The 13,713-nt window shown below is 70.0% G+C and carries 14 protein-coding genes; 2 read left to right on the top strand and 12 right to left on the bottom strand.

The features are described 5' to 3' along the window. From IE249_RS05675 to IE249_RS05660, 4 genes are all read right to left on the bottom strand, one after another. Positions 1–1,205 (bottom strand): AI-2E family transporter (locus IE249_RS05675; RefSeq protein ID WP_189703711.1); only part of this gene is annotated, 1,205 nt, incomplete at its 3' end. Between the two features lie 129 nt (positions 1,206–1,334). Next, positions 1,335–2,030 (bottom strand): aggregation-promoting factor C-terminal-like domain-containing protein, encoded by a 696-nt coding sequence (locus IE249_RS05670; protein ID WP_189703618.1) that lies wholly within the window; start codon positions 2,028–2,030, stop codon positions 1,335–1,337. A gap of 460 nt (positions 2,031–2,490) precedes the next feature. Beyond that, positions 2,491–3,816, bottom strand: coding sequence for an RNA 5'-3' helicase PhoH2 (gene phoH2, locus IE249_RS05665; RefSeq protein WP_189703617.1), 1,326 nt, complete (start codon positions 3,814–3,816; stop codon positions 2,491–2,493). 369 nt (positions 3,817–4,185) lie between these two features. Then, entirely contained in the window at positions 4,186–4,959 is a 774-nt protein-coding gene (locus IE249_RS05660) for an isoprenyl transferase (RefSeq protein ID WP_189703616.1), read from the bottom strand. A gap of 219 nt (positions 4,960–5,178) precedes the next feature. On the opposite strand from IE249_RS05660, the gene IE249_RS36355 reads away from it, so the two are divergent. After that, positions 5,179–5,328, top strand: a complete 150-nt coding sequence (locus tag IE249_RS36355; RefSeq protein ID WP_229857582.1) for a hypothetical protein — start codon at positions 5,179–5,181, stop codon at positions 5,326–5,328. Positions 5,329–5,714: 386 nt separating this feature from the next. Here the strand turns inward: IE249_RS36355 and IE249_RS05655 are convergent, their stop codons facing one another. Further along, on the bottom strand, positions 5,715–6,554 hold the full coding sequence (locus IE249_RS05655) for a methyltransferase domain-containing protein (protein WP_189703615.1): 840 nt from the start codon (positions 6,552–6,554) through the stop codon (positions 5,715–5,717). 150 nt (positions 6,555–6,704) lie between these two features. Continuing rightward, on the bottom strand, positions 6,705–7,448 hold the full coding sequence (locus IE249_RS05650) for a prepilin peptidase (RefSeq protein WP_189703614.1): 744 nt from the start codon (positions 7,446–7,448) through the stop codon (positions 6,705–6,707). A 136-nt stretch (positions 7,449–7,584) separates the two neighbouring features. Between IE249_RS05650 and IE249_RS05645 the strand changes: the two genes are divergently transcribed. Next, positions 7,585–7,950: a DUF192 domain-containing protein gene (locus IE249_RS05645; protein ID WP_189703613.1), complete on the top strand. Its 366-nt coding sequence runs from the start codon at positions 7,585–7,587 to the stop codon at positions 7,948–7,950. Positions 7,951–7,962: 12 nt separating this feature from the next. On the opposite strand, the gene IE249_RS05640 is transcribed toward IE249_RS05645, so the two are convergent. The 6 genes from IE249_RS05640 to IE249_RS05615 form a co-directional block, all read right to left on the bottom strand. After that, on the bottom strand, positions 7,963–8,493 hold the full coding sequence (locus IE249_RS05640; protein ID WP_189703612.1) for a hypothetical protein: 531 nt from the start codon (positions 8,491–8,493) through the stop codon (positions 7,963–7,965). Next, positions 8,490–9,194 (bottom strand): hypothetical protein, encoded by a 705-nt coding sequence (locus IE249_RS05635; protein WP_189703611.1) that lies wholly within the window; start codon positions 9,192–9,194, stop codon positions 8,490–8,492. The genes IE249_RS05640 and IE249_RS05635 overlap by 4 nt, the downstream gene beginning before the upstream one ends. Positions 9,195–9,269: 75 nt before the next feature. Continuing rightward, the gene (locus IE249_RS05630; protein ID WP_229857580.1) at positions 9,270–11,558 is read right to left on the bottom strand and encodes a Tox-REase-5 domain-containing protein; all 2,289 of its coding nucleotides are present in this window, start codon (positions 11,556–11,558) and stop codon (positions 9,270–9,272) included. A 178-nt stretch (positions 11,559–11,736) separates the two neighbouring features. After that, positions 11,737–12,378, bottom strand: a complete 642-nt coding sequence (locus IE249_RS05625) for an OmpA family protein (RefSeq protein WP_189703610.1) — start codon at positions 12,376–12,378, stop codon at positions 11,737–11,739. Between the two features lie 10 nt (positions 12,379–12,388). After that, positions 12,389–12,964, bottom strand: a complete 576-nt coding sequence (locus IE249_RS05620; protein WP_189703609.1) for a hypothetical protein — start codon at positions 12,962–12,964, stop codon at positions 12,389–12,391. Between the two features lie 31 nt (positions 12,965–12,995). Then, the gene (locus IE249_RS05615; RefSeq protein WP_189703608.1) at positions 12,996–13,598 is read right to left on the bottom strand and encodes a pilus assembly protein TadG-related protein; all 603 of its coding nucleotides are present in this window, start codon (positions 13,596–13,598) and stop codon (positions 12,996–12,998) included. Between the last annotated feature and the right edge of the window lie 115 nt (positions 13,599–13,713).

Below are 13,713 nucleotides of genomic sequence, written 5' to 3'. Positions count from 1 at the left end.
AGATAACCGACCACGGTGTTGGTCACCGCCACCAGCGGCACGGCCACCACGGCGCCGCCGATGCCCGCGATCATGCCGCCCGCGGCCACCGAGAGCACCACGGCCAGCGGATGCACCCGCACAGCCCGCCCGAGGATGAACGGCTGCAGCACGTGTCCCTCGATCTGCTGCACCGCCAGCACCACCACGAGCACCATCACCGCCGTGAACACACCCTGCGTGACCAGCGCGACCACCACCGCCAGCGCCCCGGACACGACGGCCCCCACCAGCGGGACGAAGGCGAACAGGAAGATGAACACGGCCAGCGGCACCGCCATCGGCACGTTCAGGAAGTAGATCCCGAGCCCGATGAAGATGGCGTCGATCAGCGCCACGATCACCGTGCCCCGCACATACGCCGTCAGCGTCCGCCACGCCCGCGGCCCCGCGCCGGCGACACCCGGCCGCGCCGCCGCCGGCACCAGCTTCAGCGTCCACTCCCAGATCCGCCGCCCGTCGTAGAGCAGGAACAGCGTGGAGAAGACGGTCAGCAGGATGCCGGTGAGCGCCTCGACCACGACGGTCACGCCCTCCAGGCCCGCCGACGTTATCTGGTCGGTGTTGGCGCCGATGGCGTCCCGCAGGTTCTTGGCGATCTGGTTGATCTGCTTGTCGGTGACGTGGAACGGACTGTTCAGCAGCCACTTGCGCAGCTCGTCGATGCCGTCCTGGATCTGGTTGGAGAGCGTGTCGATGTTCTCCATGACCTGCCAGGTCACGAACCACCCGATCAGCCCCATGATGACGAAGCCGAGGATCGCGGTGAGCGCGGTGGCCGGCCCGCGCGGCAGGCCGTAGCGGCGCAGACGGGCCACTGTCGGCTGCATCAGCGCGGTGATGAGCAGCGCGGCCACGAAGGCGAGCACCACCAGTTGGACGGCGCTGATGACCCGCATCAGCACCCAGACGGTGCCCGCGAGCACCAGCACCCGCCAGCCCGCCTCGGCCGCGACCCGTACGCCCCAGGGCACGGCCTGGGCGGGGTCGGGGCGGGCCGGTACGACGGTCACGTGGTCGGGCAGCGGCACGGCGTCGCCGGCGGCCGGCTCCGGCGCGGGCTCGGCGTGCTCCTTCTCCACCTCGGCGCGGCGCTCGTCCAGCCGTTCACCCATCTCGGTCAGTCCGGCGCCGAGCCGGCCGAGCCACCCTGGCACTCGCGACATGATCCGTCCTCTTCCCCCGTCTCTCCCCACCACTCCCCCCTGGAGTCGTTCCGTCAGACGCTACATGGCGACAGCCCCTCCCCCTAGGACGGGGAGGGGCTGCGCGGGGTTGAGAAGCGGCGGCCGGGTTCAGTAGTTCCCGTTCGCCTGCCAGTACGACCAGGCGTCGCAGGGACTGCCGTAGCGCTGGTTCATGTAGTTCAGGCCCCACTTGATCTGGGTGGCCGGGTTGGTGCGCCAGTCGGCGCCCGCGGAGGCCATCTTGCCGGCGGGCAGCGCCTGCACGAGGCCGTAGGCGCCGGAGGAGGGGTTGACGGCCTGGTAGTTCCAGGTGGACTCGTGGTTCACGATGTTGCTGAAGCACTGGAACTGGCCGCTCGGCACGATCTGCCGCGCGATCGCCTGGACCTGCGCGACGGTGTACGAGCTCTGGACGGGGAAGCTGGAGGCGTCCCGGGTGGCGCTGCGGCTGGCGGCCTTCTTGGCCTCGGCGCGCTCCTTGGCCTCCTTCTCCGCCTTCTCGGCGGCCGCCTTCTTGGCGATCGCGGTCTCGGCGGCGGCCTTGCGCGCCGCTGCCTCCGCGTCCTTCTTGGCGGTGGTGTCGGCGGCGATGGCCTGGGCGTCGGCCTGCTGCGCGAGGGAGGCGGTCTGCACCTGGGCCTGCTGGCCCACCGGTATGTCCGACAGGAGCGTCGCGTCGGCTGCGGTCGCCTCGGCGTCGTTGTTCTGGGCGACACTGCCCGAGGCAACGCCGACGACGCTACCGACAGCGGTGACCGCGGTGGCGGAGGCCACTGCGAATCCCCGGACCGAGATCCGGCTCACACGGTTTCCTTCCAGCATCGCCCGCTTCGGTGACCCTGGCGGACGCGATCGTGCCCCTGAACACTGGCCTCCCAACTGCGGGGTCACGGGAGGCGCGGGCCCGGTGGGCAACTCCCCTGCGGGAAGCGCCTCGTGGTGCTCGGGCGGCATACGGCGACGCTATGGAGTTGGGTGGTGCTCATGTGGTGCCGTACCTCCCCCAGGGCTTAACGCCTGGGTGGTGCCCCCAGGGGGTACAGCTGTGCCGTATGCGGGGCCTGACAGAACCGAGACTCTGCCGTAACCAAACACCGCAAGGCAATTCCGGGGTGCGTGTGAAAGCTCACATCTCGTTTGGCCCATGGGTTTTCCTGAAACCCCCGCACGCGAAGGCGCCGCCCGGCTAGGCTCTGAGCCTTTGCCGAACGGCGCCAACTTCCGCGTCACCGCCCCAGGATGGGACGGGTGGGGGCGGAACCGATCAGATGTGCCCCTCCTCCAGCATTTCGGTCACAAGGGCCGCGATCTGGGACCTCTCGGACCTGGTCAGCGTCACATGGGCGAAGAGCGGATGCCCCTTCAGCTTCTCCACCACGGCGACCACACCGTCGTAGCGGCCGACCCGCAGGTTGTCCCGCTGTGCCACGTCATGGGTCAGAACGACCCGTGAATTGGCGCCGATCCGGGACAGAACGGTCAGCAGTACGTTCCGCTCGAGCGACTGCGCCTCGTCCACGATGACGAACGCGTCGTGCAGCGAGCGTCCCCGGATGTGGGTGAGCGGCAGCACCTCGAGCATCCCGCGCGCGGTGACCTCCTCGATGACCTCGCGGGAGGTGACCGCCGACAGCGTGTCGAACACGGCCTGCGCCCACGGGCTCATCTTCTCCGCCTCGCTGCCGGGCAGATAGCCGAGCTCCTGCCCGCCGACCGCGTACAGCGGGCGGAAGACCATCACCTTCTGGTGCTGCCGGCGCTCCAGGACCGCCTCCAGGCCCGCGCACAGCGCCAGCGCCGACTTGCCGGTGCCGGCCCGGCCGCCCATCGACACGATCCCGACGTCCGGGTCGAGCAGCAGGTCCAGCGCGATGCGCTGCTCCGCGCTCCTGCCCTTGATGCCGAACGCCTCCCGGTCGCCGCGCACCAGGCGGACGCCGCCCTCGGGCGTCACCCGGCCGAGGGCCTTCCCGCGCTCCGACTGGATCGTCAGACCGGTGTGCACCGGCAGCGCGGCGGCCTCGGGGACGTGGACGTGCCCTTCCTCGAAGAGGATGTCCACCTGCTCGCCCGGCAGGGTCAGTTCGGACATTCCGGTCCAGCCGGAGGAGTCCGTGATGGCGAGTTCGGCGCGGTACTCCTCGGCGAGGAGCCCGACGGACGACGCCTTGATCCTGAGCGGCAGGTCCTTCGAGACGACGGTGACGTCGTACCCCTCGGCCTGCAGGTTGCGGGCGACCGCGAGGATGCGGGAGTCGTTGTCCCCCAGGCGGTAGCCGGTGGGCAGCACGCTGGGGTCCGAGTGGTTGAGCTCGACCCGGACCGTCCCGCCGAGGTCCCCGGTCGGAATGGGGGCGTCGAGGCGGCCGTACCGGACCCGGTAGTCGTCCAGGAGGCGCAGGGCCTGCCGGGCGAAGTAGCCGAGTTCGGGATGGTGCCGCTTGGCCTCCAGTTCCGTGACCACGACGATGGGGAGCACTACCTCGTGCTCGTCGAAGCGGGTCAGGGCGTTCGGGTCCGCCAGCAGGACGCTGGTGTCGAGAACATAGGTGCGCCGGTCTGGCTTGTGGCGCTTTGTGCTGGTCACCACGGAAGGACGTACCCCCTCGGATGAGGTCGGGGAGCGACGGGATGGAGACTGGGCCGGGCGGGCGGGAACCAGTGAGGCCGGTTCACGGCCCCGCACGCGGCGGGCCGCAGACCGGCCCTCCGCGTCTTCGTCCGTGCTGGGACCGCACGGTCGGGCTGGTGCAAAGGGCCTCCCGGGCGGACGGCCCCGAGCCGCCCGCTGAGATCCGACACCCGTGGTTCGGGAGTCGACCTGTCTGGCTTATGCCCTCGAACGCGCGCGGCCATGCAAATGCACGGAACGGCGCGCGGATGAACTCCTCGTGAAGAGGGGTTATGTCCTCCGCCGGGCCCTGCCCGGGAAGGGGTGATCCTGGTGGCGGGCGGGTCCTCAGCCGCCGTAGCGGCGGTGGCGGGCGGCGTAGTCGCGCAGCGCCCGCAGGAAGTCGACCTTGCGGAAGGCCGGCCAGAAGACCTCGCAGAAGTAGTACTCGGAGTGCGCGGTCTGCCAGAGCATGAATCCGGACAGCCGCTGCTCACCGCTGGTGCGGATCACGAGGTCCGGGTCGGGCTGGGCCTTGGTGTAGAGGTGGCGGCCGATCATGTCCACGTCGACGGCCTCGGCGAGGTCCTCCAGCGGGGTGCCCTTGTCGTGGGCGTCCAGGAGCATCGAGCGCACGGCGTCGGCGATCTCCTGGCGGCCGCCGTAGCCGATGGCGACGTTGACCACTATTCCCTCGACGTGGGCGGTGGCCTCCTCGGCCTCCTTGAGGGTGGCCTGCATGCCGGCCGGGAGCAGGTCCATGGTCCCGACGTGGTGCACGCGCCAGCGGCCGTCGGCGGCGAGCGAGCGCACGACGTCCTCGATGATGCCGAGGAGGGGGACGAGTTCCTCCTGGGGGCGGTCGAAGTTGTCGGTCGACAGCAGCCAGAGGGTGACGACCTGGACGTCCGTCTCGGTGCACCAGCCGAGGAACTCCTCGATCTTGTCCGCGCCGGCCCGGTGGCCCTGGGCGGTGGTGGAGCCCGCGGCCTTCGCCCAGCGCCGGTTGCCGTCCATGATGACGCCGATGTGCTTGGGCACCTGAGCGTGGTCCAGGTGGCCTTCCACCCGGCGTGCGTACAGCCTGACCAGAAGGCCGCGCAGCTTGTCGCGCAGGTTCACGTGTTCGTCAGCCCCTCCGTACGGCGGTCCCCGGGGGCGAAGCCTACCCCCGACTTCCCAGGGTGCCTCAATGGGCCGGGTGAGGGGCGGTGCCGGGATCGGGTGCCTGTATCAGCGGGGCGCCCCGCGACTCGTACCTGTCGTACAAGAAAAACGGGCCGGTCCGTGGGGGGGAGACGGACCGGCCCGAGGGGGGGTTTCCACCATAACCCTTCGTAAGTGATGCTGCGTGCATCGGCGTGCCACAACTACTCTCCGGAATCGCCCGGCGACGCGGCGAAAGCGGTGGAAGCCATCATTCCGCGTCGGATCTTGGCCGGTTCACAGCTGATTCTCAGGAAGAAGCGACGGAATGCGGCCAACTTCTGAGGGTTTGAGCCGTTCGGGGGTCGCTCGGCGAGTTGTCCCCGCGCCCGCCGTGCGTCCCTCCTGCGGGCGACCCGGCCGCGAACGCCCGCTTGACGCCCGGCCAGGGGACGCGGCGCCGCGCAGCCCCCTCCACTGCGCGATGCCGCAAGCGCAGCTTTGCTGACGCGAATCACCTTGGTCTGAACTTATGCGAGGCGAACGGGTGACGCGAGGGGCTGCCGATAACGATGTGGAAACCATGACGGCGGCCGGCGCGGCCCGAAGCGCGCGCGGACACGTCGATTCCCGGCCACCACCGCGGCCCGGTCCCTCGCGGCTTTTTCACTCCCCGGGCCCGCTCCCGGGGCTCGTTTCCCGGGCTCGCTTCCCAGGCCCACTTCGCCGGCTCACTTCCCCGGGCCCGGCTTGCGCGCCTCGAAGAGGTGGCGGGTGCTGTGTGCGACGAACGGCCCCTGCTCCCGGATCTGTTGGTGCAGTGCGCGCAGTCGCGGCTCGTACGCCTCGACGGTGAAGCCGGGGACCATCCAGATCACCTTGCGCAGGAAGTGGACCACGGCGGCGATGTCGTGGAACTCCACGCGCAGGCGCTCGGCGCGCAGCCGCACGATCTCCAGCCCGGCCGCCTCCGCGTCCGCCCGCTCCCGGTCGGGATGGCGGGCGTTCTTCGTCGCCTCCGGCTGCGTCCCGAGGAAGAACTCGACGAGCTCGAAGACGCTGGCGGGTCCCACGTGCTGGGCGAAGTAGGTCCCGCCGGGCTCCAGGACGCGGGCGATCTCGGCCCAGTGCGGCCGTACGGGATGGCGGCTGGCGACCAGGTCGAAGGCCCCGTCGGCGAAGGGCAGCGGCGCGGCCTCCGGGGAGGCGACGACCACCGCGCCGCGCGGGCGGAGCAGTGCGGTGGCCTTTGCCACGTTGGGCGGCCAGCCCTCGGTGGCGGCGAGGACGGTGGGTGCCGCCGGGTCGTGGCCGGCGCGGTCGAGGGCGAAGGCCAGGACCTCCCCGCCCCCGGTCTGCACGTCGAGCACGGCACTCGCGCCGGCGAGCCGCCCGGCCAGCGACACGGCGTACCCCCAGGAGGGCCGCGCTTCACTGGCCCGCCCCTCGAACCACGAGAAGTCCCACCCGTCGGTGGGGACGGCGGCGCCTTCCGTGACGAGTTCGTCGAAGGTACGGGATTCGCGGGTACGGGGTTGCTGGGTACGGGATTCCTGGTCGGGGTTGGCCATGAGGCGATCGTCGCAGTGAAGGCCCGGCGACCGCCCGCGATTTTCTTCCGGTTTCTTCTGGTGGCCTGCGGTTGCTTGCGGTTGCTTGCGGTTGCTTGCGGTTGCTTGCGGTTGCTCGTGGTACGGCGGTCACGTCACGAGCGGGTGTGCTCAGGCCGCGGCCGCGGCGCCCAGCAGCAGCCCGGTGAGAGCCCCGCCGAGCATGAACGGCCCCAGCGGAATGGCCGACTTGCGCCCCGCGCGCCGCAGCACGACCAGACCGAGCCCGTACACGGCGCCGTAGAGCAGCCCGGCGAAGCCGCCCAGGATCAGCACCGGCCACCCGTACCACCCGAGGGCGGCGCCCAGCCCCAGCGCCAGCTTGACGTCGCCGAAGCCCATGCCGGACGGATTGACGAGGAAGAGGACGAAGTACGTGGCGCCGAGGGCGAGCCCGCCGAGCAGGGCCGTCGGCCAGGAGCCGGCGGCGCCCGGCAGCAGGGCGGCGAGCCCGAGGAGCGCGGCGGTGGCGGCGGCGAGCGGCAGGGTCAGCACGTCGGGCAGCCGGTGCACACGGTGGTCGACGAGCGCGAGCAGCACGCCGACCGGGGCCGCCAGGAGCCAGACCACGCCCTCGGGGCGCGGCCCGGTGGCCGCGGCCAGCGCGGCGCAGACGAGGACGGTCACCGTCACGACGGCGGCTGTCCCCGGCCCGTACGTCCCGCAGGCCGGTGCGGCCGTGCAGCGGGCGCGGCCCACCCACCCGCCGAACGACCCGCCCAGCGGGTGCCCTCCGGGGCATTCCCCGCGCCACTGCTGCTCCGCCTCGACCGAGAGCCGGTGCGCGGCGCGGGGCAGCAGCAGTCCGGCGCCGGCGCCCCACAGGGCGGCGAGGAGCGTGAGAGTTACGCGCACGCGGGGACCCTAATCCCGTGCCGGTGGGCGTGGCATGGGCCCGTGGACCCATGCGGGGCCCACTGCCGCGGGGCTACGGTCGATGGCCGGCACGGCGGACGGCGACGGGACGGGACGAAACGGAAGGCGGCGGGACATGGGGCGGCGGCGCTGGCAGGACGGGCGGGGAGAGCTCACCGTGCACGGAGCGGGGGACCCGGTGACGGTCCCGCTGGAGCTGGCGACCTCGTACCGCGCCCGCACCAAGGGGCTGCTCGGCCGCACGTCGGTCGACGGCGCGATGCTGCTGTCCCCCGCGAGCAGCGTGCACACCTTCCGCATGCGCATCCCGATCGACGTCGCCTACCTCGACCGCGACCTGCGCGTCATCACGGTGGTCACCATGCCCCCGGGCCGCCTCGGCCTGCCCCGGCCCCGCTCGCGCCACGTCCTGGAGTCCGAGGCGGGCGCGATGGCGGGGTGGGGGCTGCGGGCGGGAGTGCTGGTGCGCGTGACGACCTGACGCCGGCGTACGTCAGTCGTCCTCCAACTCGACGACCGGGTGGTCGGCGACGGCCACGGCGAGGACGAACGGGGCATCCCCGTCGGACTGATTGAGGGACACGGCCACCCACCGATCGTCCCCATGGGGCCCGCCGGGGACCGGCCCCCACACCGCGAGGTCACCCAGGAGATCGTTGTCGCACAACGCCTGGAAGAACGGAGGCATGGGCTCCTGCGCCACCCTCCGGAACAACGGCACGCGCATGCCCACCACCCGATGAGCACCCCAACGCCGCTCCAATTCCCCGATGAGCGCGCGCAGATGCCCCTCAGCGACCTCCTCGACCTCATTCCACTCAGGCGCGTACACCCCAACCAGCGACTCACTCTCCCAGAGCGGGACGAAGGCAAAACCCCCACCCCGCGCCCCGGCCCACTCACCGGTCGCCGGATCATGAACAACCTCCACCGGGCCTTCCGGGGGGAGGAATTCGGCGAGCAGGTGCTCGACGTCGGAGACAGCGCGGTGCAGAGCGAACTGCTCGCCGACGCGGGCGGTCACAGTGTCGCCCGGTCCATCGGGCGGGGCAGAGGCTGGAGCGCGCCGGCGGTCCGCAACCGCTCGTAGACGCGGACCACGGGCGCCGTGTCGCCCGGAGGTGCGATGTCGAGCAGCGTGCCGCCCCCACGTACCTCCTTGCGCGGTACGGTCAGGTCGTCGGGCAGCAGCCCGGCCCTCGCCGCTGAGAGGTAGCCGGCCCATCCCACGCTGGGGTCACCGACCTCGTAGCCGGCCTCGTCCTCCAGGGCGTCCATCACGTCGTCGTCGGTCAGATCACCGAAGTCGGGCGCCCAAATCTCGGCGAGTACGGCCAGGAGCTCACCGCCGGGCAGTTCCACGTCCGCAGGTGTACGGATGCCGATCACGAGCGACTGGAGCAGGAACTCCGGAGTACCTCCCGCCAGCCCGCTCACCTCGATCTCCCATCCTGGGGCCCCGGCGGCGACGAGCCGCAGCGCGATGCCGGTGCCCTCCGACCAGTCATCCGCCGCCCGCGCCGCCGTCAGAGCGCCGAGCAATGCCGACCTCTCGGCGTTCACTGGGGTGGCCGGCCCGGAAGCGCGGACCACGTCCCACGTCGCCGGCAGGTCCGCCTGGGGAAGCAGCCGGGTCAGCTGCTCCAGCGTTGCCGCCCAGCGGCCGGCCAAGCCCTCGACCGACTCCTCCCGGGGGCCCCAGAAGCCTCGCACCAGACGCCGCATCCCATGCCTCCGTCGTCGCCGCTCGTGTCAGGTCCGATCGCCGTCACCCTAGTCGAGTCCTTCGCCACGGCCGGGTCAGCCGAACGCACCGGGCTTGCGCGTGCCGCCGACCGGCTTCTGCTCCGTGTAGACGACCTTGATGTTCAGTCCCTCCTCCCGGAAGGCCCGACGTGCGGCCTTGGCGACCTCGGGGTTCGAGAAATGCCACTCCACGGCCTTGCCGCCGGCCGCCGCCACCTGCCTCTTCGCCTCCGTGACGAACTCGGCCTTGCCGGAAGGGGTGAATTCACCCGGATTGCTCTTGGAGAGGTAGCCGTTGTAGCCGTTCTTCGCCTCGAGGTATGTCTGCCTGCCCGAGTCCCAGCCGTCGAACTCGACGTCGGGGACGCCCTCCTTGGGGTACGGAACGACGTATTCCTCGCCCCGAACCGTGCCGGTGATCTGCTCCTGGTAGCGGAGCCACGACTCGTTCTTCCAATTGGGCGACGGGTTCCGGTCCCGGCTCGCCCAGTATCCGTCGCCCTTGTCCGCGTCACCGAGCGGGTGATTCTTGAGGTTCGCCGCCCAGTCCGGCGGGTTGTAGTTGCGGGGGTCGGACGTGTCGTTGTGCTTGGGATCGGGCCACTGCTTCTTGTTCTGGGCTGCCTTCGCCGCACGGCCCGGCTCCTCCGCACGCTTCTTGGCCAGGTAGGCCTCACGCTCCTGTTTGCGGGCCTCCTCGGCTTCCTTCTTGGCCTCTTCGTCGCAGCCGTCCTCGGCGAGGATCACGTAGGGGGAGGAAGCGCCGGCCGCGAGGACGGTGGTGCCGGTGCCGGAGGAGCCGGTGAGGGGGGCGGCGGGGTCGTCGTGCGGGCCGTCGCCGTACGGGACCCGGCGCGCCGGGGCGGAGATGGTGCAGCCGGACTTCTCGGCCTTGTTCTCGGCCTCGTCCGCCGCCTCGTCGGCCTTCTTGGCCGCCTTCTCGGCGCCCTCCACGTCCCCGGCCTTGGCCGCCCTCTTCGCGTCCTCGGCCGCCTTGCCGGCCTTCTCCGCGAGTTCGCCCAGCTTTCCGAGCTTGCCGAGTTTGCCCAGCTCGCTGAACTTCTCGACGACCTTGGCGCCGTCGTAGCCGGGGATGAAGAGCGAGCCGACGTTCCAGATGACGTGGGTGACGGCGCGGGTCTTGTCGCCGTTCTTCCAGTCTTTGGCCACGTCGTCGCCGATGAACAGGTCGTAGAGGACCGTCCCGCCCGTCTTCAGCGAGGCGCCGCCCCAGCCCCACACGGCACCGAAGTAATCGCCCTTGGACCACTTGTCGCGGGCGCCCTTGGAGTTCTTCCACCAGTCCTCGCCGAGCTGCTTGCCGTAGTCGCCGATGCCCTTGACGGTGTCTACGGGGTGGCTGACCAGGCCCCAGATCCCCTTGAGGTCGCCCCAGACGCCGTCGACGAACAGGCCTTGCCCGACCTGCTTGACCTGGTTCCCGGCACAGCCGAAGAAGGCGCCCACGCCGGAGAAGCAACCGTCGTCCTTCTTCTTGTCACCCTGGGACTGGGTCTGAGGCTTCTTGTCGTCGGGCTTGGTGGGAGCGTTGTTGTTGTTCTTGCCGCCGTCGGTGGTGGTGTTGCCGGTGTTGTTGTTGCCGGTGCCGGTGTTGCCCGTACCCGTGCCTGTGTTGCCCGTGCCTGTGCCGGTGTTCTTGCCCTTGGCGTTGGTGTCCGTGTCACCGGTGCCGCCCGTCGGGGCCGCGCACCCCGCGCCCACGACCTTGCAGACCTGGGTCTGTATGCCCCCCAATATCTGCGTGCCCAGCCCGCTGACCACGAGCGCGGTCACGATGGCCACGACGATCGCGACCATCCCCGCGTACTCGATCGCGGTCTGCCCCTCGTCCCCCCGCCGCCACCGGATCATCCGGGAGAGGGAGAAGGCCCGGCGCTCGGCCCGGTCGAGCTCCGGCAACTCGTACCACTCCCGGCTCTCGGACTGGAGCAGGAAGTAGACGATCAGGATCGGCAGGAAGAGCTGGACGCCTCCGCGCGCGGACCCGGCGGTGAGGTTGGCGAGCCCGCCGAGGATCAGCCAGGCCTGCACGCCGATCAGCGCCCACCGGACCCAGGTCCCGCCCTCCCATGTCCGCCGCGCCAGCCACCACCCGAGGACACCGGGCGCGGCGGCCCAGGCGGTGAGCGCGACGACTCCGCCGTCGAGTGCGTCGTACGACGAAGCGGTGAGCAACAGTCCGACTCCGCCGAGGACGGTGGCGGCGAACAACATGTGCACGAGCACCAGCGCCACGGACAGCGACCGCGGCATCCGCTTGCGCCCGCCGTCCCCGGAGGGCCACGCCCCCTCGAACTCCGGCACTCCCCCGATCGAGGCCATGCTCACTCCCCCGTGTTGACGCGACTAGGGGGAGGCTAGGAAGCAACCGGCCGCCCAGGATGGGCCCGTGGACCCAAACCGACGCCCAAACACCGCCGGGCCCCGCCGACATCCGCGAAGCCCTCCGCACCCTCATCCGGGGGATCAGGGCGGGAGGGCCGATCGCCTGCTGTGGGGGTCAGTTCTGGGTGCGGGGGAAGGTGACCTCCACCCTGCGGTTCTTCTTGCGGCCGTCTTCAGTGGAGTTGTCCGCGATGGGGTACTGCTCGGCGTAGCCGCGTACGTCGAAGGTGAGGTTCGGGTCGTTCAGCTCCTGGGAGAGGACGTCCTGTACGGCGTTGGCCCGCTGCTTGGAGAGGACCACTCCGTGCTCGTGGGTGCCCAGGTTGTCGGTGAAGCCGAAGACTCTGACCTGGGTCGCCTTCTGCTTCTTGATCTCCTGCGCGATCGCGTCGATACGGGACTTCGCGGCGTCGCTCAGCTTGGCGCTGTCCTTGGCGAAGAGCACTTCTGCCTGGAGGGCGAACGTCACGTCCGTGTTCGTGTCCTCCCTGCGCTCCTCGCCGCCCTGGTCCTCGACGACCGACTTGATGTCCAGCACCTTGGGCGCGGCGAGCGTCGCTCCCTCGGGGAGCTTGAGGTCGGGGTCGTTGGGATCGACCTTCACGGGGGCGGACGCGGAGGGTTCCGTGCCCGGGGGCACGCTCGGTGTCGTGTCGTCCGCATGGGCCGCCACTGCGCCGTAGAGGTTGGCGGTGGCGATGAGGGTGGCTGCCGCGAGGACGGCTGTCAGGCGCGGGTGAGTCCGGGTGTGGGTCATGGTGGCTGCCTCACCCGGAGATCTTGATCGTGGCCGCGGCAAACCCTGGGAGCTGGAAGTCGACGTCCGTCGTACTGGCAGGCGGTGAAGGGAACTGCATGAAGACGGGAATGGACTCGCCCGACTTGAGGGAAGGCAGCCCTGTAGTTGTCAGAGGCCGGCCGTCGGTGTCCCGGAGCACGTAGTAGCGCTTCTTCCCTTTGGGATCCACAAGTGTCGCGCCGCCCAGTGAACTGCCGTTTCTGATGATCTCGGTCTCGTTGCCACTGAGGTTCGAGGGAATGATGACGCTCTGACCGCCGTCATTCTTCATCGTGCCATTCACTGTGACGAATCCGCCCGAGTCGCGCTTCGCAGACGTGATCTGAAGAAGAAGGCTGTTGGGGCCTTTCAACTCGGCCAGCAGCTGATCCGATCCCTCTTGAGTACTCGGCTTAGGATTGCTTCCCTTGGACGCGGAAGCCGAGGTATCGGGCTTTTTACTGTCCTCACCGCCGCCGCAACCGGCCACACCGAGGGCCAGCCCGGCCGCCACGGTCAGCGCGACCAGCCCTCGGTGGGCCTTCGCAGTGAACCGAATGCTCATTGCTCTGCTTCCTTCATCACTCGTCGTTCGCTTATCGGTCGGCCAGGTGGACGTCGAACAAGTCCTTGGGCTCTGGAAGGTCGGTGAGGTGTTTCGGATCCAAAGGCCAAGTGCGCTTATTACAGATGAGGGACGGCAATGCGTCGCTTCCAGCTCCCTCAGTAAGGGGTTGGAACGTACACAGGGGCTGGATGACGGCGATCGCGGACTCGTGCGAATACCGGCTCTCCGTTCCGGGGACCAGCGAGTCGCCGACGGGCTTCGCCGTCCTGACCGCGACCTCGTAGCTCAGCAGAGTGGGCCGACGGCAAGCCTCGACACGGGCGTCGTTCTGATCAGCCAGCTGACCAGCACGCCAGCATGAAAGCCTGGGAAGTTGGACGTTGCCGCTGAAGATGTCCTGCCACTTCGTCGGATCGCGTACGTCCTTCACCCACTGGTCCGCGAGCTGGTCCCGGGTGTCCTGTGCCGCCGCCAACGCCGCCGCATCTGCAGCCGTTTCTGCGCCATTCCTGTTCACCGCGGCCTGGCCGACCGCGAAGTAGGCGAACGCGAGAAAGAGCAGGCCCCCCACCACCGTGATGTAGATGGGGAAGGCCTGCCCTGCATCGCCGTACGTGCGCGGTCGCCTCAAGGAGCGACCTTGGCGACCTGTGCCTTGATCTTGTCGAGGATCGTCTGCCCGATGTCCGTCCCCGTGATCGCCAGCACGATGGCCACCACCACCGCGATGATCCCCAGGTACTCGA

Source organism: Streptomyces anandii JCM 4720, from assembly GCF_014650655.1.
Classification (GTDB): Bacteria; Actinomycetota; Actinomycetes; order Streptomycetales; family Streptomycetaceae; genus Streptomyces; species Streptomyces anandii.
This window is presented reverse-complemented; position numbering and strand designations above follow the sequence as displayed.